This window comes from Cobetia sp. MC34 (assembly GCF_018340035.1).
GTDB classification, from domain to species: domain Bacteria; phylum Pseudomonadota; class Gammaproteobacteria; order Pseudomonadales; family Halomonadaceae; genus Cobetia; species Cobetia amphilecti.
This window is the reverse complement of the sequence record NZ_JADPPY010000027.1, coordinates 1-24,399: the sequence shown is the minus strand read 5'-3', so window position 1 is coordinate 24,399 and position 24,399 is coordinate 1. Positions and strand designations below refer to the sequence as shown.

The window sequence follows — 24,399 nt, the reverse complement described above, 5'->3', positions numbered from 1 at the left end:
TTTGCCGTTTCAGGACTTTCATATGACTCAATTCAAGTTCAAGCAATGCTGGCCGGGTGTCGTGCGCCTTGCGGTAACGACAGGCCTTGCGCTCATCGTCTCCGGGTGCGCTACCGACTACCCGATGTCGACCGGCAGCGGCAGTCAGAATCTGTCCAGTCTGCGCGGCGCTGCTCCGCTCTCGGCGGATCTCTCTGCCTTTCTGGACACCTCTGCCATCGGCGGTGTCATGCCTGTCGTCAGCAGCCCGTGGGGCAGTAATGTCGAAGTGGTCGCGGGTGAACGTTATTTCTCTGCCAGTGGCCTGACCTGTCGTCATCTGACCGTTTCCAATGGTCGTGACCTGCCGGGCCAAGAACTGGCGTGCCGCACCAGCAACAAGGGGGCTGCCAAGCAGGGCACCTGGGTGACACAGCGCCTGATCGTTGGGTTGCTGGAAGAAGCTCGCTGAAATCCAGTGATGGGCAGCGTTCATGCCCACAGCAGGATTCGTTGATCGATACAGATGTCAGGCTCTGATACGTCAAGTTCGAGACGCCTGATCAATACTGCATTACGAGGGGCCTTGCCCAATGACAATTTCAAGATTCTTGCTCCGGGCCTGGTGCCTGGTGGCGGTAGCGTGCCTGAACGCCACCCCCGCGATGGCTGTTGGGCTAGACAATAGTTCATTTCTCGGCAGTGGTGAGCAGGCGAGCGGCATTCCCGAGAAAACCGAGCAGGTAGACGATTCGGCACGCGCCGACTGGCGCAGTGGAACGTATGGGCCGATCACCTCCGAATCGAAGACGGACCCGGATACCCTGCCACCGTTCGGGGAAAATCTCTTCACGGGTGGTTTCCGGGGTATGGCTGCCGATGGACTCAATAGCGACTACACCATCAAGCCAGGTGACCAGATCACGTTGCGGGTCTGGGGTGGGGTGGAAATCGAGTCGGTCCTGTCGGTCGATGCCCAAGGCAATGTCTTCCTGCCGGGGATCGGGCCGATGAAGGTACAGGGCATTTCCAATGCCCAACTGGATGGTCAGGTGCGCGCTGCCATTCAGGAGGTCTATCCCGAGAACGTAAGTGTCTACACCAATCTGCAGGGGGTTCAGCCAGTCGGTGTCTTCGTCACCGGTTACGTGAAGAATCCGGGTCGTTATGCCGGTACCCCGAATGACTCCATGCTGTACTTTCTGGACCAGGCCGGTGGCATTGACCAGGCATTGGGAAGCTATCGCTCCATCAAGATTAAACGTAACGGTCGTATCATCAGCAATGTGGATCTCTATGACTTCCTGATCGATGGTGAGATCGCCCGTCCGCAATTCCGTGATGGCGATACCGTCGTCGTGGAAGAACGTGGCCCGGCCATCAGTGTCGTCGGTGACGTTGAGCGCGATTATCGTTATGAGCTCACCTCCACGCGCCTGGAAGGACAGGATGTCAACAAGCTGGCCCGCCTGAAAGCAGGGGTCTCCCATGTCCTGCTGCGTGGCTCACGCTCGGACGGCCCGATTTCGCGTTATCTGCCGATTGCAGAATTCCGCGATGCACAAGTGCGCGCCGGAGATGAGGTGCTCTACAGCGCCGACCAGCGTGACGAGACCATCGTTGTGCAGTTGGAAGGCAGCTTCTATGGCCCTTCACGTTATGCCTTGCCGCGCGATGCACACCTGGGCGAATTGCTCAATGCTGTCGGGGTGCCGAAGGGACTGACCGATTATCAGAGCGTTTCCATTCGTCGCGAAAGTGTGAAGGAGCAGCAAGCCAAGTCGCTAGAGGAGAGTCTCCGACGCCTGGAAATGACCTATCTTGGGACACCCACGTCTACCAACGATGAGGCATCATCGCGTGCGCAGGAAGCCACTCTCATTCAGCAGTTCGCGGAGAAAGCGCGTGAAACCGAACCCACCGGCAGGCTGGTGGTGGCACGTAATGATGGAGAGATCGCCGACGTAAGGTTGCAGGATGGCGATATCGTGACCCTCCCCGAAGTCAGCGATTCCTTGTTGGTCAGTGGTGAGGTCGTCGTGCCCCAGGCGGCTGTCTATACTCCCGGCCTGAGCGTTATGGACTATATCAAGAACGCGGGCGGATTCACGCAACACGCCGATGATGATCAGATCCTGGTGGTACGCCAGAATGGTGCGGTACGTCACGCTGAAGATGTCAATCTTCGCTCGGGTGACGAGATCCTCGTTCTTCCGGCTCCCCCCACCAACAATCTTCAGTTGGCGGGAAGTATCACGCAGATTCTTTACCAGGTTGCCGTCGCCACCAAAATCGCGCTAGACCTGTAATCATGAACTACAACGCCGCCAACTCATCGGACAATTCCTCTGATCGAGAATCTGATGCGATGCATGGGCAGAATGGTCCTAAGACCCGTTCTGCCTGGGCAGTCACGCGCAGCGTCTGGTTCGCCATGTTCATGCGTGAAGCCATCGGTCGTACCATGACCGACCGCATGGGCTGGTTCTGGATGATTGCTGAGCCAGCCACCTTGCTACTCATCATGATCGGTATCCGTAGCTTCATTCGTGGCGACAAACTTATCGTCAATGCTCCTTTCATCCCCTGGATGCTGGTCGGGATGATGGGGTTCTTTCTGATCCGTGAAGGGATGATGCAGGGCTTGGGGGCCATCAATGCCAACAAGGCCTTGTTCGCTTATCGGCAGGTGCACCCGATCGATGGCGTGCTGGTGCGCAACGTATTGGATGGATTGATCAGAACGCTCATCTTCTTGATCTTCATGCTTGGGGGCTTGATGCTCGGGACGGACTTTCGTCCGGACAACGCGTACCAGGCCATTGGAGGCTGGCTATCACTCTGGTTGTTCGGACTGGGGCTCGGACTGGTTACCTCCGTTATGGGCACCTTGGTGCCCGAGATAGGCAAGATCATCAAGATGCTCTCGTTACCTTTGTTGATCCTTTCGGGAGTCATCATGCCGCTCAATAGGCTACCGCATTACCTGCTGGAATATCTGATGCTCAACCCTATCGTGCATGGGCTCGAATATATTCGTCATGGATTCTTCGATGGCTATCAGGTAGTCCACGGCACCAGCCTAAGCTATTTCTGGACATGGACGCTCTCCAGTCTGGCATTGGGGCTTTTGATGCATGTGCGATTCAAGGAGCGTCTGAAAAGCCAATGATCGAAATACAGAATCTTTCCAAGCGTTTCTATCAATCGCACTATAACCAGAGCGATGACCACTGGGTATTGAAGGACATCAATCTGACCATTCCCACTGACGTCAGTGTCGGGCTGCTCGGTGCCAACGGTGCAGGGAAATCGACACTCCTACGCTTGATCGCTGGCATGGATACGCCGCAGAAAGGCCGTGTGATTCGTCACTCTAGGGTCTCTTGGCCGATAGGACTGGCTGCAGGCCTGCAAAGCAGCATGACGGGGCGTCAGAACGTCAAATTCGTGGCGCGGCTGCATGGTACGAAATACGACATCAACAGTATCATCAAGAAAGTCCAGGATTTTGCGGAAATTGGCCCGGCCTTTGATGAACCGATTCGTACCTATTCCTCCGGCATGCGTTCACGACTCAATTTCGGGTTGTCATTGGCTTTCAACTTTGATGTCTACCTCTCGGATGAAGCTACGGCAGTAGGTGACCGATCCTTCAAGGCCAAGGCATCCAAGGCCTTCAAGGACAAGGTGGGAGAAGCCAGCTTGATCATGGTGTCGCATAGCGAGGGCATCTTGAAAGATCTATGTCAGGCCGGTATCTATCTGAAAGAGGGTCAAGCGCATTGGTATGACAATATCAATGATGCCATCGCTGCCTATCATGAAGATTGTGATGGCCCTCAGTTGGACAAACTGTCTCTGGCAGAATTGCAGAAGCTACGCGTACAACGTCGTCAGTTACTGGATGAGGCAAGGCTGGCGCGTGAAGCCGTCGAACTGCTTCCCCCGCGCGAGAAAAAGCCCTACGGTGACTCACTGCGTGCTGCCAGAGAGTCTTTGAGTGAAGTGCGTGAAGAAATAGAATCACGCCAATCCAAGACTTCCTGAGTCAATTACGTCTGCTCAATAAAGCACCTTTCCTTTCAATGCCACCGGGCTTACTCGGTGCGCCTCATCAGCGGGAATACGTATGACGTCCTTTATCAAACGCTATCCACAATGGGCTGTCGTCCTGTTGTCCATCGTGCTGGTCGGCTTCTATTGGCTGGCTTGGGCGGATGATCGCTATGTGTCAAAGGCGACGGTAGTGCTCGAAAGTCCTCAAGTGAGCGGCTCGAGTGAAGTCAGCTTTGGATCACTGTTATCGGGAAATCAGACCGACAGCGATCTCCTGCTGTTACGTGAGTATCTGATCAGCGTTGATATGCTCAAGAAGGTGCAGGAGCAACTCGATTTTAGAAGTCATTACAGCCAACACGGCGACTTCTTCGCGCGACTGGGCGATGCTGACGTCCCCATCGAAGAGCTGCATGATTATTATCTCGAGCGCGTCAATGTCGAGATGGATGATTATGCGGGCGTATTGAATATAGAAGTCCAGGCCTGGACACCCGAATTTGCCCAACAATTCGCTCAACTTCTGCTGAAGGAGGGTGAGCGGCACATGAACCAGATGGGGCAACGCCTGGCGGAAGACCAAGTTGAGTTTCTCGACAAGCAGGTGGGCTTACTGGAGGTGAACTTCGAGCAATCGCGCCAAGCCCTGCTGGACTATCAAAATAAGAATGGTCTGGTTTCTCCTACACAGACTGTCGAGAGTCTCAATACCGTGGTATCGACCCTGGAAGCCCAATTGGCGACCTACAAGGCACGCAAGAGTGCTCTGGCAAGTTATCAAAGCCAGCGTTCCAGCGAAATGGTGCGTATTGAAAGTGAAATCAACGCCATCAAGAAGCAGGTTGATCTGGAGAAAGAGCGTCTCGCACGCCAATCCGGCAATGCGCTCAACAGCGTTTCCAGTCAATACGAGACCTTGCAGCTTCGTGCAGACTTTGCCAAACAGTCATACTCCAATGCCTTGGCGGCACTAGAAAACACGCGGATAGAAGCCTCACGTAAACTCAAGCAGGTCAGTATTCTGCAAAGCCCGATATTACCAGAATACCCTGAACAGCCTGAGCGGCTCTATAATGTTACGGTCTTTGGATTAGTGATGATATTTCTCGGGTTTATATTCAGTATGCTGGTACTTATCGTTAAAGATCATCGCGATTAAATAAGGGAAGGGAAAGAAAATGTCCGGCAAGGGAATGGTTGATAATAAAGAAACGACCAAGACAGAACATGTATTGGATTTAGAGTATTACAAATCTCGCTATCATGATCTCAAGATGATGTCCGATACGCAGGTAATCAATCATTGGCACAATTACGGTAAACCAGAGGGAAGAGTATGCTCTGGTGATCATGCCAAGAGTCTGATGCTCAAGACTGACAATATCAATACTAAAGAGTATGCCACCAGTACACCAACCGATAGTCAGAAAAAGAAAAGTGCGACTGACTTCAAAGAATTTAAACAGGTACAGAATATATCACCAATGAAGCCTTTCGATGATGCCTTTTATGCTGCTCTTTACCCGGATCTGGAGAAGACCCAGTTCTATAAAGAAAAAAAACTCTACAAACATTATGAGATGTTCGGAGAGTTAGAGGACAGAATTGCCACTCTATCGCAATGGCTGAATAGGCATGCTTATCCAGAAGTCATTGCCTCGCATGAATTTGACTATGCAACAATCTGTCAGCTGAATTCCGCGCTGGGTATTGACGTAACACTCAAGGATGTATTGGGGACATTCTCTGCGGAGATCAATGCACCCGTATCGTTCTACGAAGATAATCATAAGAATGCGGAGTTTTATCTCCGTGTGGCAAGATATTATTTAGAGATTGGTGACAAGATTAAGGCGAAGAAACTACTGGAAAGCTCCAATTCGTTCTTCAGTCTTTCTGCCAGTCTTGAATTGTTGGGTAATATCTATCTGGATCAAGGTCATAATAGAATTGCGTTGGGCTATTACAATTCTGCAAAAGCTTTGAGCAATCCGCCCAAGTGGCTCTACTTCAATAGAGCGACTTGTCTTGTCAGGCTTCAACAATATGAGAAGGCTCTCGCTAGTCTAGCGGAAGGTCTCGAAGCTTACGGGGAATTCACTTTTCAGCAAGAAAAACTCGATGAGTTTGCAGAAGAAGCCTGGAATAACGTATTCCCTGCACTATTGAGCTACGTGGGACAAGGCAATCGAGAAGAGCTCGTCAGGGCATTTGATGCCTTCAGTGACGTTGTCTACGACGCATACCTTCGTGCTTGCGGGGCAAGCGAGAATCCTGCTGTCTTGCCGAGTCTCAATCTCGACAGGATTCTCATCGTGGGCGACTACCATGTCGCGCAGTGCGAGCGCTATCGTATCAATCAGAAAGTCGAACAGTTGGAGGCGGTAGGCAAGGAAGTTACCGCGATCGACTGGCTCGAGGTTGATCAGCATGCTGAAGCATTGGCCACGCATGACGTCGTCATCTTCTACCGTGTTCCTGCCATGCCAAAGGTTCTGAAGGCCATGGCCCAGACCAATGCCGTAGGCAAGCTCAGTATCTATGAAATAGACGACCTGATCTTTGATCCCGTCTACCCACCGGCGCTCGCCAGCTACGGGGGTTACGTATCACTGGAAACCTATCAGGAACTCACGCGTGGCATGGCCCTGTTCCACGGGGCGGCACGCCATTGTCGTCTGGGATTGGCATCCACGGAACCCTTGAGAGAGCGACTCGCCGAGCTAGTATTTGGCAAGGAATGTCTGCTGCATCGCAATGGACTGGATAGTCTCAATGCGTTCAGTCAGCCACTGGATTCTCCCAAGAAGACACTCGACATCTTCTATGGAAGCGGAACGCAAGCGCACAACCAAGACTTCATGGATCTCGCGTTACCGGCGATAGTGAAGCTTCTCGATCAATATCCACATCTGCGCCTTGTTGTCGTGGGTTATCTGAGGCTTCCGAAATCCTTTACCGATCGCTTCGCTGATCAGCTGTCAATGATTCCCCCCTTGAAAAGTGTTCAGGGCTATTGGTCGCTGCTGCGTCGCGCCGATATCAATCTGGCGGTTCTTCACGACGATGTCATGAATGAATGCAAGTCGGAACTGAAATGGTTTGAGGCAGCATGTCATGGTGTCCCTTCAGTGGTCAGCAGCACGCAGAACTATCGTGACGTGATTCGTGATGGGGAAGATGCTTTCCTTGCGGTGACAGCCGATGACTGGGAAAGTGCCATCACTCGCCTGGTCGAGGACAAATCACTGCGTCATGCAATGGGCAAGGCGGCCCAACAACGTACTCGCGATGAATACTCTCTCGAAGTGCTGGGTAGCCAACTCGCCTCTGATTTGGAAGATCAGGCCAATCGCTTGATGGAGAGTGCCAGCCATGTCGACGATGGGGATGGGCAAACCATTCTGGTTCGCAAGAAACGCAAGATTGCCCTTGTTAATGTCTTCTTCCCACCGCAGTCAATCGGTGGTGCGACCCGTGTGGTAGACGACAACTTCAAGGCACTGCGCAAGCACTTCGGTGACGACTTTGAATTGGTCGTGTTTACTGCGGATAGTGAGTGTCGTACCCCTCATCAATTGAGCATGTATCAACATGAGGGAGTTCGTGTTTATCGTACGACGACACTTTGGCGCGAGAACATGGACTGGCATGCCAAGGATGAACGCATGCATCAGATGTTCACTGAGTTCCTAGAGTGTGAACGGCCTGACATGGTTCACTTCCACTGTGTGCAGCGCCTGACAGGTTCCGTGGTGGAAGCCGCACGTGACGCCAAGATACCTTACATCGTGACGGCACATGATGCGTGGTGGATTTCTGATTTCCAATTCCTAGTAGACCATGAGGGTACGGTATATCCAGAAGGACACCCAGACCCCTTCGCGACCATCGGTCTACCGCCGAGTATCACGCAAGAAGCCTCTGTAGAGCGCAAGCTGTATCTGAAAGGATTGTTGAGTAGTGCACATAAAGTGCTCACGGTATCCAATGCATTCGCCGATATCTATCGCAAAAATGACATCGTTGACATCGAAGTAACGCCCAACGGCATTTCCGATGATTTACCTTGGGCGCCCAAGGATACATCCTATACCAAACGTGTCGTGGGTGGACACGTGGGAGGCATGGCAGAGCACAAGGGATATTTCCTGCTCAAGCAAGCCGTCATGGAAGCGCAGCCAGACAATATGGAATTCTTGGTGGTAGACCACTCCAAGGAAGAAGGTTATGAATCGCGCCAATTCTGGGGAAAGGTGCCAGTAAGATTCATCGGACGTACCAGCCAAGATAAGGTTGTCGATATTTACCGGCAGATCGACATATTGTTTGCACCATCGACTTGGCCTGAGAGTTTTGGGTTGGTTACCAGAGAAGCTGCCGCCTGTGGCTGTTGGATCGTAGCATCCAATTTGGGAGGGATTGGTGAAGATGTAGATGTTAATACCGGTTCAGTCATTAAACCTACAAGTGATGCGCTGGCTAATATATTGTTAAGCACTGATGTAAGAATGAAAGACGTCTCAACGTCTAAAGGCTATTATTTTTCTTCATCACAAGTATTAGATTTGGCCGGATATTACGGAGCATAAAATGATAAATAATCTTTTTTTGAGTGTAGGCGCAATGAAAGCTGGTACCACATGGCTTTACGAAATCCTCAAAGATCATCCCGACGTAAAATTTACTCCTGAGAAGGAGATACATTATTTTGCGAATAAAGTTGGCATTGAAAATCAATTAAATTTCAGAAATCGTATTTTAAAGCTAAAAGATATACTGCAAAAATACCATAATGGTAATGCTAAATATATATCCGAAAATCTCGATGAAATCGCATGGTATGTCAAATATGCTAATAAAAGTATAATTGACAATGAATGGTATATTTCACTCTTTGATGATTTGCCTGAAAGTAAATATTTTGCTGACTTTTCTAATTTATACTGTCAGATGGATCATGCAGGGTGGGCCAATGTTGAGAAAATATCAATAAACAACAAAGTAATTTATACGCTCAGAGATCCTTTAAAAAGGTTGTGGTCACATTATAAGTTTCATCATAAGTGGGTCGGTAAAGAAGATGATGTGTTAGACGATGGTATTGAATTATTCAAAGAGACTCTGAATAAAGATTGGTTTATAAATAACGCTGATTATGCAAAAAATCTCATGCTTTTAAGAGAATCCATACATAAAGATAATTTGATGGTGTTATATTTCGAGGATTTTAGAGATGATCCTCAGCAGCAAGCAAATGATATTGCTGACTTTTTAAATATATCATCCATTAATATTGATAGTGAAGTTGCCAGCAAAAAAGTTAATGCCACTAAAGATTATAAAATGCCAGTTGAATGGGAAGAATATGCTCTTGAATTGCTTAGACCGTTGATTGGGAGTATGAAGGAACAAAAAATTTGGCATGAAAAATGGAATGACTATGAATCATAATGACTATGTTCTATTCGTTCCTGGTACTGATAGCATGAACAATTTTAATGCTACAATCCAAGAAACAAATACAAAGTAAAATAGACTGTATACATTCATTATAATGAGTATGTGGGAAAATTTCCAAATTCTAAATTTAATCCTCAAAGTTTAATGTCTTAAATATGATCGATATTCAGAGGGTAAAAGTTGAAAAATATCAAGCAATACGAAAGAGGCAATTTCATTGAGCACTACGATGATTACAATAGTGCTGTCAAATGCTCTAATATAGATTTTATTTTAAATTTTATTTCTAGTTCTATTCAAGGAGATAAGCTAATACTTCCTGATCCAGTATCGGGAGTTGACTGTGTAGCAGCAAGAGGTATTGTTGCTAGGAATTACTCAGTGATTCCTTTTTATCCTATGAGCTCCTCTGAAAAAATACCGTGGTTTATAGTCCAAGGTATGAGCTTTATTGATGCGATCATACATACTGATAATATTTATGTTTTTACACAGCGATCTATAGCTCAGCGCGCAATTGATTTAATAAACAAATCCAAATTTGAATTCGATAGTAGCATTAATAGTTTCAGTGGTTTTTATCTATCCTGTGGACGACCCTATCATTATTTTTTTGATGTTCTCTTCAGTTCATATATTTTGAATAATTTGGACAAAAAATACAATTTTTATTATAGAGATATTTTTCTAAATCCTCGTCTAGTGATGAATGATTGTTCGTATATATCTGAAAGAGACATAAACGAAATTCCCGGTGTTGTTGTTCGTCCTGTAACAATTGGATATCAATTTTTAGACGAAGCTAAAGAAAACGTTAGTGAAAAAATCAATACCTATTGTAGTGTCCTAAAAAACATTCCTGTACTAAAAGCTAATCCGACAGTGGAATCTTCATTTGATATTTGGTTTGGTATTACTGGTAGTGGAAGGCAGTGTGTAAATCAAGCTTCACTATTAGATATAACGATAGATAAGCTTAGTGTCGAGCATTCGATATTGAATATATATATCGATGGCAATACCTCTAAAGAAGGTTGTTATGATTTCAACGATGAAGATTTTCTAGTATTTTTAGATATCTTGACCAAGTACAAAAATCATACACATGTGAATATTTTTAGCCTCATTGGTTTGGATTATTATCAAAAAATAAAGATATCGAAACGAATTGATTTTTTTGTCTCTAACGGAGGGACTGGCGCTTTAGTACCTGCTAAAATATGTTCAATGGCGGGTATAGTACATAGTAATCATAAGATTCGTGCTTTTGATTTCGCGTCCATGGAGAATGTGGACTTCATTAAAGGAGTTATACCACGAGAAGTCAGCAATAATCAGTCATACAAAATTTCGGAAAAAGAATATGTGTCTGTTTTAGAAAGCTATATTGTCCCATCTGATAAAAAAATTGATTTATTTGACATGAGGCACTATATAGATAAAAGACAAAATGCTGCTTTGAGATTTGTTGATGAAGTTCATCTTATTTATCCGGATGCGTATGATTTTTTACGTCGAAAAATAGAACTTTTGCAGTACCAGCAAGTATATAAGTTTCTTTGCTCTGATATACATGCGGACGAGTCCTCTCTTGTAGTAGATAAGCTAAAGAGAAGCTTTACTAGTATATTTGTTTGTCGATAGTGTACAAGTACGAATTTTAATAGCATTAAAAATAACTTTAGAGATCAACATGAATAAAACTTTTCTCGTAACTGGCGGTGCGGGCTTCATTGGTTCTGCTGTTGTCCGTGTGCTGATTCGATCTACTCAACATACTGTCGTCAACCTGGATGCGTTGACCTACGCGGGTAATCTCGAGTCTCTGTCCGATGTGGCTGATTCTGAGCGTTATCACTTCGTGCAAGCCGATATCTGCGATGGCGAGAAGATGAAGGCTGTCTTTGTGGAATACCAACCGGATATCGTGATGCACCTCGCCGCCGAAAGTCATGTCGATCGTTCCATCGATGGTCCGGCAGACTTCATCGAGACCAACATTGTCGGCACTTACCAGCTTCTGGAAGCGGCCCGTCAGTATTGGAAGGGCTTGAAGGAGTCGAATGCCGACAAGGCCGCTGGCTTCCGCTTCCACCATATCTCTACAGATGAAGTGTATGGCGATCTGGAAGGGCCGGAAGATCTCTTCACCGAGACAACCGCCTATGCACCCAGCTCCCCATACTCGGCGAGCAAGGCGAGCTCTGATCACCTTGTGCGTGCCTGGCAGCGTACCTATGGCCTGCCGACCCTGGTGACCAACTGCTCCAATAATTACGGCCCGTACCATTTCCCTGAAAAGCTCATCCCGTTGATGATTCTCAATGCCTTGGCGGGCAAGGCGCTGCCGGTGTATGGCGACGGCAAGCAGGTACGTGACTGGTTGTATGTGGAAGACCATGCTCGTGCACTGATCAAGGTCGCTTCCGATGGTGAAATCGCCGAGACCTATAACATCGGCGGCCACAACGAGAAGCAGAACATCGAAGTTGTTACCACGCTGTGTACCTTGCTCGAAGAGCTGGTACCGCAGAAGCCGGCTGGCATTGCCAAGTACGAAGATTTGATCAAGTACGTGACGGATCGTCCTGGACACGATGTGCGCTATGCCATTGATGCCGCCAAGATCGAGCGTGAACTTGGCTGGGTGCCGCAGGAAACCTTCGAGACCGGGCTGCGCAAGACGGTCGAGTGGTACCTGGCAAATGAACGCTGGTGGCAGCGTGTGCAGGATGGCAGCTATCGTGGTGAACGTCTGGGTACCGGGAGCTGATGATGTCTTCTAATAGCTTCGGTCGTATTCTGATTCTAGGCGGCAATGGCCAGGTTGGCTTTGAGCTGCAACGCAGCTTTGCGCCTTTTGGCGAAGTGCGCGCTCCCAGGCGTAATGAAGTCGATGCCAGCGACCTCGACGCTGTTGCAGCATTCATCGAGGCATATCAGCCGGGGCTGATCCTCAATGCGGCTGCCTGGACTGCGGTCGACAAGGCTGAGGCAGAGCGTGACGGTGCCATGCGCCTGAATGCTGAGCTGCCCGCATTGCTGGCTGAAAAGGCCAGTGCCTTGAACGCCACCTTGGTGCACTACTCGTCGGATTACGTCTATCCGGGTGATGGTGAGCAGTTCTGGCGCGAAGATAGCCCGACAGCGCCGCTGTCTGTCTATGGGGAAAGCAAGCTGGCAGGCGACGAAGCGGTGCTGGCGAGTGGCTGCCGCCACCTGGTGTTCCGCACCAGCTGGGTGTATGCCGCGCGTGGCAATAACTTCATGAAGACGATGCTCAAGCTGGGCCGTGAGCGTGACACGCTGAATATCGTCAATGACCAAATTGGCGCGCCGACCCCGGCCCGTTTGATTGCACAGCTGACCTGTGAAGCGCTGCGCCAGAACATCGCCAGCGGGCTTTATCATCTGGCGCCTCAAGGCACGGCCAGCTGGCATGGTTTTGCGCAAGCTATCTTCCGCATGGCCATCGAGCAGGGCGAAACCTTGGCGATCGATCCCGAAACACTGGGTGGTATCCCGACTGTCGACTATCCAACGCCTGCTGCGCGCCCGCTGAATTCACGCTTGACATTGAGCAAGTTGGAAGAGGCACTGAATTGCGTGCTACCGAGTTGGGATTCTCAGCTATCACTGACCTTGAAAGAACATCTCGATCGTTGAGCCGGGCTCGTACATTATAAGTACCAGCTTGTGATAGCAAAGACTGATCTGTTTGATTTATCATGATGACCGCGGGTTAGACCGAACGACTCAATTTTCCACGTAATGTTAAACGTCGACTCGACAAGGAGTTTTCATATGTCACGTAAGGGTATCATTCTCGCCGGTGGTTCCGGTACACGTCTACATCCGATAACTCGTGGTGTTTCCAAACAATTGTTGCCTATCTATGACAAGCCGATGATCTTCTATCCGGTTTCTGTCCTGATGCTGGCTGGTATCCGTGAGATTCTGGTCATTTCCACACCGGAAGACCTACCGCAATATGAGAAGCTGCTGGGCAACGGTGAGCAGTATGGCGTACGTATTGAGTATGCTGTGCAACCTAGTCCGGATGGCCTAGCACAGGCTTTTATTATCGGTGAGCAGTTCATTGGAGATGATTCGGTGTGTCTGGTACTGGGTGACAATATTTTCCATGGTCAGCACTTCTCTGAGCAGCTCAACCGTGCTGCGGCACAACCGAGCGGGGCAACGGTTTTCGGCTATCTGGTACAAGACCCAGAGCGCTTCGGTGTGGTGGAATTCGACGAAGATGGCAAGGCGATTTCCATCGAGGAAAAGCCGTCGAAGCCCAAGTCTCCGTACGCCGTGACAGGCCTATATTTCTACGATAACGATGTAGTCGAGATTGCCAAAGCCGTTGAACCTTCTGAGCGTGGCGAGCTGGAAATCACCAGCATCAACAATGCCTACCTGGAACGCGGTGACCTGCGTGTCGAGCGCTTGGGACGCGGCTTCGCCTGGCTGGATACCGGCACCCACGATAGCTTGTTGGAAGCAGGCCAGTACGTACAGACCATCGAGCATCGTCAGGGACTCAAGGTGGCATGCCTGGAAGAGATTTCCTGGACCAACGGCTGGATCACCGACGAGCAACTGGAAGAGCAGGGGACAGCACTGAAGAAAACTGGTTATGGCCAGTATCTACTCAAGCGCCTCGAAGATAAGCGTTGTGGTAATCAATAATCGTTCTAACTGGATATCGAAAATGTCTGAACTAAAATTACTGGAAAATATTGTAGAAAAGGTAAGTTTTCAGTTAGATGAGATTTGTGCTTTACGACAAGATTTTACGAAAAAAGAAGACGATAGTTTTGTCAGTAAGGGAGACTTGCTTGTACAAGATATTGTTGTAGGGTTAGTCAAAAAATATTTACCAGAACATGATGTTATATCTGAAGAAGATGCTCCATTTACTGATGTGAGTTTTGATGATAATGGATCTTATGTAATCATTGATCCTATCGATGGTACAGAAAACTTTGTCTCTGGCCTCAAGGAATGGGGAGTTGGTGTTTCCATCTATACTGATGGTAAGCATATGGCGTCATTAATTCATCTTCCAGAAATCAATGATTACCTAATGACAGGGATGAAAACAGACAAATATAAATCCAGGATCATTGGGTTGTCGTCATCGTTACAAAAAAGCGATTTGCTTTCACTGCCTGATGAGGGCTTCGAATATCGTATTATTGGATGCTCGATGTATAATATGCTTTCTGCAGTACGTGGCGCTTATGTCAAGTTTGAAAATGTGAAAGGTGTCAATTGTTGGGATGTGTTACCAGGGCTGAATCTTGCGCTAGAGCATGATACCTATGCGGAAGTTGACGATGCTCCCTATCGTGGTCAAATTCTGTTTCCAACACAAAAGTATAAAATTAAACTCTCATCAGAAGGTGGTTTGTAATGAAAGATTTACTAATAGAAGCAATTGGGAAAAAAGCAGATAAAGATATCTATATTCTGGGGAAAGGGTCTACCATAGACGAGTTCGATCTTGGTGCTTTGAAAGATAATATAATAATAAATACCAATGATACAGAATTGCTACTTCCTGGTGAAATCTGTGTTTTTCATCATGGCTGGGTTCTGGATGTATTGGAGCAAAAAGGGCCTCAGGCGAAGCTTTATATCAGTGATCGTTCCGTGGTAGGTGCAGATTCCAGTATTTCGGCTGAGTATGTTGCCAATAATCCAGACAATGCAGATTTTTTATTGAATCGCTTTTACTCCTCAGATATTCATATAGAAAGTTCTGTTCTTATCTCTGCATTGAAGATCGCTAACTTATTATCAAAAGAGATAGGCTCGAATAAGAATGTCTATTTGTTAGGCTTTGATTTTACAGTAAAGACTGGCTTTACAGACCAGATGCCCATCCACATGAAGGAAAGTGAAAAAGAGTACGTAGAGAAGACCTTGAAAGCGCAAGAGCATTTACTCGAAATGCTGCTTTCTGAACCAGACCGCTTGAGCATTAATATCAAGCACGTTGGTGCAAGACCCTATAGTTCTTTTACTGTCGATGCCTTCAAAAAACTGACTGATACCAATCGCTATAGTGATATTTATAATATATCTTCACGCAATAAAGAGGATTCCATAGTAAAGGTTATTGCAGAGATTACGACCAATCACTTTGGTGATCGGGAACGCCTGAAATCGATGATAATAGCCTCAAAGGTAGCTGGAGCTGACTATATAAAGCTCCAGAAGCGCGATGTTGAGAGCTTTTATTCTCAGGAAAAGCTGGCGAGTGAATACCGCTCTCCGTTCGGGAATACTTTCCGTGATTACCGTCATGGTATTGAGTTATCTCATGACGATTTTCTATTTGTTGATGATCTGTGTAAAAAGTTGGGAATAGGGTGGTTCGCCTCTGTCTTGGATTATCCATCTTATCTGTTCATCAAACAATTTGATCCAGATATGGTCAAGCTGCCTTCGACTATCTCTGAGCATACAGAGTTCTTGGAAGCCGTTGCGAACGACTTCAAGAAGGATGTCGTTATTTCGACAGGGTATACTCATCCTGACTATGAAAAATTTATTCTTGATACCTTCAAGAATGTAAGAAATGTTTATCTTCTTCAGTGTACTTCAGCTTATCCTACGGCTAATGAAGCCACTCAAGTGGGTGTAATTCGTCATTACTATAATCTCTCTCGAGAGTATAATAATGTGATACCAGGATTTTCTAGTCATGATATTGGAAGTCTATGCTCCATGATGGCAGTAGCGGCCGGTGCCAGGATGATAGAAAAGCATGTCAAGTTCGGTGATGTATCGTGGTCACATTTTGACGAGGTAGCTGTGGATCTCGTTAATGGGGATTATGCTAAGGTTGTTGATGATATCCGAACAGCAGAAAGAATAGTAGGTAGTGAGATTAAAGAGGTACATTCCACCGAGCATCATAAATATTGGGTTAATAAATAAGTAGTCGAGGTAGTGATGAAAACTGTAGCGTTTGTACCAATGAAGCTAAACAATGAAAGAGTTCCTGGGAAAAATACAAAAAAATTCAGTAATGGTATTCCTTTATATCGCTATATCTTAAATGCTTTGTTGAATTCCGATGGTATAGATGAAGTCTATGTTTTCTGTAGTGATATAGAATTTTCTAAAGAGATGCCTGCAGGAGTCAAATATCTATTACGTTCTTCGGAGTTAGACCAGAATTCTACTAAGATAAATGAAGTCATGCTCTCCTTTGCAAACGAAATAAAAGCAGATAATTATGTTTTAGCGCATGCTACTGCACCATTTATCTCCTCTGAGACTATAAAAAAAGCTGTTGATAAAGTTGCTTATGAGGGATGCGATTCTTCAATGACTGTTCATAAGCTACAAGAGTTCATTTGGAAGGACGGCCAACCTGTAAATTATAATCCATCAGAAATACCGCGCACTCAAGATCTGCCGCCATATTATATAGAAACCACAGGGTTATATGTGTATAAAAGAGATCTTATTGTAAATCATAATCGACGCATCGGTGATAACCCAGGTTTAATTGAGGTTTCATCTATTGAATCTGTCGATATCAATAATCCGATAGATTTTGATATAGCTAACATTATATCGTCAAAAGTTACTGCTCCTTCTATATAAGGGATATTTTAATGAAGTACGCAAAACTCGCCATCCCGGATGTCGTGCTGTTGACTCCCCAAAAGTTCGGTGACGAGCGTGGTTTCTTCATGGAAACCTTCCGTCAGAGCGAATTCGTGGAACACTGCGGTAACTACACCTTCGTACAGGACAACCACAGCAAGTCCCGCCAGGGCATTCTGCGCGGCCTGCACTATCAGCTGAATCAGCCGCAGGGCAAGCTGGTGCGTGTCACTCAGGGAGCAGTCTTCGACGTCGCGGTCGATATGCGCAAGAGCAGCCCGACGTTCGGTCAATGGGTAGGTGCGCACCTGAGTGAAGACAATCAGCAGATGTTGTGGGTACCACCGGGATTTGCACATGGTTTCTATGTGATTAGCGAGTCGGCAGAATTCCAGTACAAGTGCACGGACTACTATGCGCCGGGCGATGAGTATTCTCTGAAGTGGAACGACGCCACGGTGGGTGTTGAATGGCCTCTGGTCAACGGAGAGCCACCCCAGCTTTCTGGCAAGGATGAAGAAGGCAAGCCTTTTGAAGAGGCTGCAGTGTTCGCCTGATAAGAAGACGTCGTATCACTGCAGTATTGCGGAGTGATACGACGTCATATGCCTGAGTATTGTCAAGGGTATATCGAGATCGTAAATTAAGGGATTGGTGATAAGATGAAGAATACTCGTCAGGCACTCAGGGAATTCGGCGCCAGCTTCATGGGGCCTGCGTTCCTTGTGTATGCAAAGGCAGTAGAAATACAAGGTGCGGGGCGGGTACCGGTATGTCTGGCACGAGAGGGCTGGTGTTTCGAGCGACTGTTGTCTCACCTGAATACCCAAGGACATATCGAGCTGGAGCATGCCCCGCAGTATCTGAAGGTTTCACGTACCTTGTTGTTCCGCGCCAATCTCGGCCATGACTTTCTCTGGCCGTTGGCGCTTGCCAACAACTTTGAAGGCTCAATGCTTGATCTCATGCGCAAGCGGTTTGGCTTGCAGATGCATGAAGCATTCAGTGTCTTGCCAGGCGAGCTGTTGCAGATGGAGGTCAAGCTGCCTGAGCAGCAGGCGGATGCCATCATGTGGCTGGAGCCTCACTTGCCGAGGTTGAAGGCCCTGGTCGCTCCTACCTTGCAGGGCGTGATGGCGTATCTTGAGGCGCTCGGTCTGAAAACCGGCCCGCAGCCCATGATGCTTGACCTGGGCTACTCGGGGACTATCCAGAAAGTATTGACTCGTATGCTGGAGCGTGACACGCACGGACTGTATTACGTCACGACCAAGCAGAGCGGTAGCCAGCACGGAAAGGGTGTGGCAACGCTGGAGGGTGTTTTCCAAGAGAATGCTGCGTGGGGCGAAGGCTTCCAGATGCTGGACCGATCACTATTGTTCGAGTCGTTGATGACAGCGCCGCATGGCCAGGTGGTCGACGTGCGTGAGGATAGCGAGGGAGGTTTCGAGTTTTGCTATGGCCGTCAGGCGGCGACGCAGCGACATTTTCAGGATTTGCAACAAGTCTTCGATGGTGCCATTGAGCAAGTGGCCACCTGGTTGGCAGGTGGAGTCACCTTCACCTCTGAAGAAGTTGAGCAGATGTATGAGAGTTTTGCCACGCGACAGGGAGGGATTCCCCAGTGCGCCTGGCATCTATTCTTTGTCGATGATGACTTCTCGGGTAATGGAATTCTCAATCCACTCGCCCTTTTCAACATTTGATCGAGAGACATCATGAAAGCGTTCAACATCTTCAACAAGCGTAAACAAGAGGCCTTATCTGTCGTGGATCAGACCCAACTACAACAAGCTGAGGCGCTTGGTCTCTTCGATGCGGGTTGGTATCAGCAGCAATACGGCCAGAAGTTTGCGAGCTCGGCAGATGCCTTCCAGGACTATCTCCACAAATCCCGTTTTGCACCGGTGCATCCGTCACCCGCCTTCGATGGTGAAAGCTACCATCGCATGTATATGGACGTATTCTATGACCAGCAAAGCCCACTGTTCCATTATCTGAAGAACGGCAAGCAGGAAGGGCGCCAGCATGTCCCGCTGACGCCTCGCTGGGTACCCAATTCCCGCATGCCGTTGGACACCGCCCTGACAGAAGCCGCCAGTCAGTTGAAGATGGCCATCTGCTTGCACGTCTTTTATGAAGACTTCATTGATCGCTTTGCAGAAGCGCTCAATGATATGCCGATCAAAGTGGATGTTCTGTTGACCCTGGCGGCAGGAGTCGATGAAACTCGCGCCCGCAAGACCTTCGCGCGTCATGCCTGCGTCTCCCGTGTTGAGACACGGCGGGTTCCCAACCGCGGACGCAACTTTGGCCCGCTTCTGGTCGAATACGCAGACCAACTCAAGAATTATGATCTCTTCTGCCACCTGCACTCCAAGAAATCACTGTATTCAGGGCGTGAGCAGACTCAGTGGGCCGACTATCTCACCGAGTTTTTGCTGCGCGACAAATCTGTGGTCAAGCGTGCACTGAACGCCTTCGCGGCAGACGATAGCCTGGGACTCTACTATCCCACGACATTCTGGATGATGCCGAGCTGGGTCAACCATCAGACCATGAACAAGGGTTTCATGCGTGAGTGGCAGGAATCCCTCGAGATAGAGCACGTGAATGACTTCTTGAGTTACCCGGCCGGCGGCATGTTCTGGGCGCGGCCGATGGCACTCAAGGGCATCGCGGATCGAGCCTGGAAGTATGAGGACTTCCCGGAGGAGCCACTCCCCAATGATGGCTCGCAATTGCATGCGTTGGAGCGCGTATTGGGAGCACAGGCCGAGAATCTTGGCTATCGACAATTCTTCTATCACCCCTCCGGTGGTGATTTCACGGCCGATCAAAGCTATATCACCGCCAGTTATCATGGTTCCATCGAGCAGCACTTGCCCGCGATCCAAGCGCATCAGATCATCAGCTTCGATGTGTTTGATACGCTGGTGCGTCGTGAATTTACCGTAGCGGATTACGCCAAGCTGAAATTGGGCAAGTGGTTGGTGGAGCAGGGCGTCGTGACATCTGCCCATGACTTCGTGGCATTGCGCAACAAGGCAGAGTTCACGTTGCGCAAGCGCGCCAACTTCCAGGGTGATATCTGTATCGATGCCATCTACGATGAACTCGCGGATGTTCTGAAGGTCACAAAGGACGTCGCGCAAGGGTGGATGCAGCGTGAATTCGAGCTGGACCTTGCGATGATTCAGCCCAAGGATGAAATGGTGGAGCTGTTCAACCACCTCGGGTCCTCCGGTCACGTCCTGTGGGTCATCTCTGATACCTACTACACACGTGATCAGGTTGGCTTGATGTTGCGCAAGGCAGGTGTTGCGGCGGCTTATCGCCTGATGGTGTCCAGTGAGGAAGGCAAACGCAAGGACAGCGGCACCATGTGGGCCATGGTGAAGGAAGACCTTGCCAATGAGCATGGCCGTAGTCACCTGCATATCGGTGACAACGTTGTTGCCGACGCTCAGCGTCCGGGGGATATGGGGCTGGTGTGCTTCCATATCCTGCATCCAATGGACAAGTGGCGTGCTCTGGGCATGCCAGATGTTCTCAATGGCAAGGCTGCACTGGATGAAGCCCAGATTCTGAAATGGGGCGCTCTGGTGAGCCAGATCGGCCGTAACCCGTTCATTGGTGAATGAAAATGAAAAATCTCATTATACATGCTGGGCCACACAAGACAGGTACTACTTATATCCAAGGTTTGCTGCATAACAACAAGGATCTTCTACAAGCCAGTTCTATCTCTTATCCCGATGCTTACTATCTTTTCCTGGGGCATCATTATCTCTGTAATGCCTTGAATGGTAATGAGACAATCGAGGCGATACGGGAAAAAATAGAATCCTCGGTTGGCAGTGCAACTACATGTATATTATCGAGTGAAAATTTCATATTTCTTACCGATAAAGGTATGAAAAAGCTAAAAGAAATATTTCCATCGGTTACCATACGATTTGTCCTATTCTCACGACGGCCATCGTTACGCCTTATCTCACGTTGGCATGAAGAGGTTAAGCAGGGAGGGAGTGAATCACTCGAAAGTTATTTGGTCAAGCATATAATTCGACCAATGCAAAGCACAGAGCTTAATATTGTCAACTATATCAAAAAAGTAGAGTCCATCTTCGGGAAGAATGTTTGCTACTTGGCTGACTACGAGTCAGCCAGTAAAAATAAAAACGTGATGGCTGTGTTTCAAAAAGCAGCAGATATAGATGTCGATATCGCTGATACTAGCACTATAGTCAATAAAATGACCCCTCTAGGTGAAATCGAAGTCATTAGAGGGATCAACCTTGTTGCCGGAAAGAATGGTGTTCTTAAGGGAAGTAATATTCGCGAAGCTTATTATGAGCTTGTGAAACAAGACGAGAGTTTCCAGATTGCCTGTTCAGATTTGATATCAAAAATAGATGAAAGGTCTCATTCTCTCGATATCGGTAATACTGGATTTGATATAACTATTGCCGAAATACTGAAAAATAATTATGCATCACAGATAGTGAATGAAATATCAACTCCCGAAAGAAAAACGATCGACTATCCATCAACCGAATGGTCTATGGATCCTGAACTACAGGATGCATTCAGAATAATTTCTGATTACGTCATAGAGTCCTTATAAACTTTATACCCCATCTGTATTTCATAAGATGGGGTAACCTTGTTGGAGAAAACATGCAGTTTACTTTTGGTGTTGAAAAAGACTTCTTTATTGGTAGTGTTTATTGTCGATATCATTTGTTCGATATCAGTAAACCTGTGGTTATCACATTTGCACCAGATAATGTTGGCTTGCTCGATAAGGAAATGCTAAGTAAGGGTCGTACTCCATGGGGATTTAAATATATATCAAAGCTAGGGTTCAATGTTATTTCGTTTGCTGAAATGCGACACGATAACAGTTACTATAGAAATTCTGAATTCATAAACTCTATAGATATAATCTCTGCGGCAATACCGAAATTTCCAGAACGTCTGGGATATGGTGGCAGCATGGGAGGATATGGTGTTACGGCATTTGCAAATTCATTAAAGCTAGATAGACTTTTAGCATTCAATCCTATATCAACTCGAAATAAAAATATTGCTTCTTGGGACTTTGAAGCAAAGAGATCTCTATGGTCCTTTGAACAAGATTGGGAAGGTTATTGTAGTGATGGTGCAGAGTCGCAATGTTCTGGATATATAATATACGACCCACTTTATGATCTAGATAAGAAGCATGCTAAGCGTTATACAAAGCTAAAGCACCTCAAGTTGCCAGGTGTAGGTCACGGTGTAGCCAATTATATGCAACAGCTTGGGATGTTAGATACAGTAGTCAAAGAGTTTCTGGATGGTAAGATTGATGAAAAAAAATTCTATAAAAATGCGAGAATGAGAAGAAAGCTACAACATTACTATACTTGGATGACAGGAAAAGAAAATAAGTACCTTACGCCAAAGAGGAAGTCGATTATAGAAAAATATAGAGATAAAATGTTTGCAGAGACAAGTGATAATAATATATCCTCAGGAAAAATCAGTGATGTGAGTGCTAAAAAAATATCTTCAGGAAAAATTGATGGAGAAGATGTAAACAACTTGTTGGAGGCTGCGATTATACTAGAAAAAAACGACATTAAACTGTCTTATAGTTTAATGCGGATAGCAAGGCAATATCGTCCCAAAGGAGTTAAGATACTTCGTAAGCTGAAAGAGTATGAAATAATAATTGGCAATACTTTAATAGATGAGTAGATATAATTTTAATGTCTACGTGTTTTACTGCCTAAATATAATGATAAAAATTTTCAATATAACGATAGTTTCCATGACTTTCATTACATTCCTATAAATCTAATCTATATCAATGTACGGAATTAGTTCTTAAAAACTGGGGATTCAGATTATTTAATTATTTTTATTGGAAAGTTTGAACTTTCATTTATAAATCTTTACGTTATTCAGTTTGTGTGTGATAATATTTTTATTACTCGGCTGCAATGCTTGGCCGCAGGTTCTGAGTGCAACACCTGAGTTTCCCTGTAAGGTATTGCGCTCATGTCATACTCAGAACTCAGTGTTACCGATCGTGCTACTATCCAAGTTTACCTCTCTCAAGGCTCGAGCCTTCGAGCCTTGAGCCTTGAGCCTTGAGCCTTGAGCCTTCGAGCCTTCGAGCCTTCGAGCCATTGCTCGTTGCCTGAGTCGTTCTCCCTCTACTATCAGCCGCGAAATTCGCCGAAATAGTGAGTCGGACAACGACTACCGAGCTCAACGTGCGCAAGCGTCACGACTCAAGCGTCGACGCTTTTGCCGGCCCAAGCGAAAGCTTTCCATCGATAGTGAGCGGTTCAGGCTTGTCGAGTACCTTCTTCGCCGCTACTTGTCTCCAGAGCAGATCGCCGGCAGGCTTCGACACATGGACTTACCCAAGCTTGAAGACGCCTATGTCTGTCGCGAGACGATTTACACCTCCATCTATGCGCTGCCGGTTGGGCAACTGCGCAAAGAGCTCTTCCATTGCCTGCGGCAGGGCAAAAGTAAGCGTAAGCCCCGTCGTGGTGAGACGGACCGGCGAGGTCAGATCCCCGACATGGTCAGCATTCACCTTCGCCCGCCCGAGGTGAACAAGCGCGAGATGCCTGGGCACTGGGAAGGCGACCTGATCAAGGGCAAAGGCAATGCCTTAGCGGTTGGCACTCTTGTAGAGCTCAGTAGCGGATACTTGATACTGGCAAAGATGCATGATGCCACGGCGACCCCTGCCGTAGAGGGCTTCAGTGCCGCCCTGAACAGAATGCCGTTGGCAGCACGAAAGACTCTGACGTATGACCAGGGACGAGAAATGGCCAGGCATGCCGCTATCACGCAAAATACTGGCGTCGCCATCTACTTCTGTGATCCGCATAGCCCTTGGCAAAGAGGCAGCAATGAGAATATCAATGGCCAGATTCGCCAATACCTCCCCAAGGGAACGGACTTGTCACTGACCAGTCAGGAAGAGCTAGATGCCATTGCCTTCGAGCTGAATATGCGGCCCCGAAAACGCTTCGACTTCAAATGTCCTATCGAGGTGATGAATGAACTGATGGCAAAGCACAATGAAGTCCTACCCTCAATTCAATAGGGGTGTTGCACTCAGAGCCCAGGGAAAATGCATGAAAAACCGCTCTACGACGGGCCTCGTAGCGCTTTACCAAAAGGACCTCATGTGGTCATTTAGCAGCTTTCGCTCATGGATGATCCGATGCTGACACCGTCTCTTATGCACCA

At 47.5% G+C, this 24,399-nt stretch carries 19 protein-coding genes and 1 pseudogene; all 20 read left to right on the top strand.

The features are described from left to right. The first annotated feature begins 22 nt into the window (after positions 1–22). The 20 genes and pseudogenes from IZU87_RS13255 to IZU87_RS13160 all read left to right on the top strand — a co-directional run bounded on the left by IZU87_RS13255 (position 23) and on the right by IZU87_RS13160 (position 24,253). The gene (locus IZU87_RS13255) at positions 23–451 is read left to right on the top strand and encodes an RT0821/Lpp0805 family surface protein (protein WP_213114831.1); all 429 of its coding nucleotides are present in this window, start codon (positions 23–25) and stop codon (positions 449–451) included. Between the two features lie 121 nt (positions 452–572). Beyond that, positions 573–2,288 carry a polysaccharide biosynthesis/export family protein gene (locus IZU87_RS13250; RefSeq protein WP_213114830.1) on the top strand — a complete coding sequence of 572 codons (1,716 nt, stop codon included), beginning with the start codon at positions 573–575 and terminating at the stop codon, positions 2,286–2,288. Between the two features lie 59 nt (positions 2,289–2,347). Further along, complete coding sequence (locus IZU87_RS13245; protein WP_213114838.1) at positions 2,348–3,151, top strand: ABC transporter permease; 804 nt, start codon at positions 2,348–2,350, stop codon at positions 3,149–3,151. After that, on the top strand, positions 3,148–4,029 hold the full coding sequence (locus tag IZU87_RS13240) for an ABC transporter ATP-binding protein (RefSeq protein ID WP_213114829.1): 882 nt from the start codon (positions 3,148–3,150) through the stop codon (positions 4,027–4,029). The genes IZU87_RS13245 and IZU87_RS13240 overlap by 4 nt, the downstream gene beginning before the upstream one ends. Positions 4,030–4,111: 82 nt before the next feature. After that, positions 4,112–5,197, top strand: a complete 1,086-nt coding sequence (locus IZU87_RS13235; RefSeq protein WP_213114828.1) for a KpsE/RkpR family capsule polysaccharide export protein — start codon at positions 4,112–4,114, stop codon at positions 5,195–5,197. Positions 5,198–5,216: 19 nt separating this feature from the next. Then, positions 5,217–8,630: a glycosyltransferase gene (locus IZU87_RS17945; protein WP_213114827.1), complete on the top strand. Its 3,414-nt coding sequence runs from the start codon at positions 5,217–5,219 to the stop codon at positions 8,628–8,630. A 1-nt stretch (position 8,631) separates the two neighbouring features. Continuing rightward, positions 8,632–9,492 carry a sulfotransferase domain-containing protein gene (locus IZU87_RS13225; protein WP_213114826.1) on the top strand — a complete coding sequence of 287 codons (861 nt, stop codon included), beginning with the start codon at positions 8,632–8,634 and terminating at the stop codon, positions 9,490–9,492. 189 nt (positions 9,493–9,681) lie between these two features. Continuing rightward, complete coding sequence (locus tag IZU87_RS13220; RefSeq protein ID WP_213114825.1) at positions 9,682–11,145, top strand: hypothetical protein; 1,464 nt, start codon at positions 9,682–9,684, stop codon at positions 11,143–11,145. Positions 11,146–11,194: 49 nt separating this feature from the next. Then, positions 11,195–12,274, top strand: a complete 1,080-nt coding sequence (rfbB, locus tag IZU87_RS13215; protein WP_213114824.1) for a dTDP-glucose 4,6-dehydratase — start codon at positions 11,195–11,197, stop codon at positions 12,272–12,274. A gap of 2 nt (positions 12,275–12,276) precedes the next feature. Continuing rightward, on the top strand, positions 12,277–13,167 hold the full coding sequence (gene rfbD, locus IZU87_RS13210; protein WP_213114823.1) for a dTDP-4-dehydrorhamnose reductase: 891 nt from the start codon (positions 12,277–12,279) through the stop codon (positions 13,165–13,167). Between the two features lie 138 nt (positions 13,168–13,305). Beyond that, entirely contained in the window at positions 13,306–14,196 is an 891-nt protein-coding gene (gene rfbA / locus IZU87_RS13205; protein WP_213114822.1) for a glucose-1-phosphate thymidylyltransferase RfbA, read from the top strand. A gap of 22 nt (positions 14,197–14,218) precedes the next feature. Continuing rightward, positions 14,219–14,923, top strand: coding sequence for an inositol monophosphatase family protein (locus tag IZU87_RS13200; RefSeq protein WP_213114821.1), 705 nt, complete (start codon positions 14,219–14,221; stop codon positions 14,921–14,923). After that, positions 14,923–16,455, top strand: a complete 1,533-nt coding sequence (locus tag IZU87_RS13195; protein ID WP_213114820.1) for an N-acetylneuraminate synthase family protein — start codon at positions 14,923–14,925, stop codon at positions 16,453–16,455. The genes IZU87_RS13200 and IZU87_RS13195 overlap by 1 nt, the downstream gene beginning before the upstream one ends. Before the next feature lie 15 nt (positions 16,456–16,470). Then, positions 16,471–17,130, top strand: coding sequence for an acylneuraminate cytidylyltransferase family protein (locus IZU87_RS13190; protein ID WP_213114819.1), 660 nt, complete (start codon positions 16,471–16,473; stop codon positions 17,128–17,130). 11 nt (positions 17,131–17,141) lie between these two features. Beyond that, positions 17,142–17,690 carry a dTDP-4-dehydrorhamnose 3,5-epimerase gene (rfbC, locus tag IZU87_RS13185; protein ID WP_213114818.1) on the top strand — a complete coding sequence of 183 codons (549 nt, stop codon included), beginning with the start codon at positions 17,142–17,144 and terminating at the stop codon, positions 17,688–17,690. 105 nt (positions 17,691–17,795) lie between these two features. Next, positions 17,796–18,839 (top strand): hypothetical protein, encoded by a 1,044-nt coding sequence (locus tag IZU87_RS13180; protein WP_213114817.1) that lies wholly within the window; start codon positions 17,796–17,798, stop codon positions 18,837–18,839. Between the two features lie 12 nt (positions 18,840–18,851). Beyond that, positions 18,852–20,777: a rhamnan synthesis F family protein gene (locus IZU87_RS13175; RefSeq protein WP_213114816.1), complete on the top strand. Its 1,926-nt coding sequence runs from the start codon at positions 18,852–18,854 to the stop codon at positions 20,775–20,777. A 2-nt stretch (positions 20,778–20,779) separates the two neighbouring features. Further along, complete coding sequence (locus tag IZU87_RS13170; protein WP_213114815.1) at positions 20,780–21,763, top strand: hypothetical protein; 984 nt, start codon at positions 20,780–20,782, stop codon at positions 21,761–21,763. A 53-nt stretch (positions 21,764–21,816) separates the two neighbouring features. Beyond that, positions 21,817–22,881 (top strand): hypothetical protein, encoded by a 1,065-nt coding sequence (locus IZU87_RS13165; RefSeq protein WP_213114814.1) that lies wholly within the window; start codon positions 21,817–21,819, stop codon positions 22,879–22,881. Between the two features lie 402 nt (positions 22,882–23,283). Continuing rightward, positions 23,284–24,253, top strand: a pseudogene (locus tag IZU87_RS13160) (IS30 family transposase). The last annotated feature ends 146 nt before the right edge of the window (positions 24,254–24,399 follow it).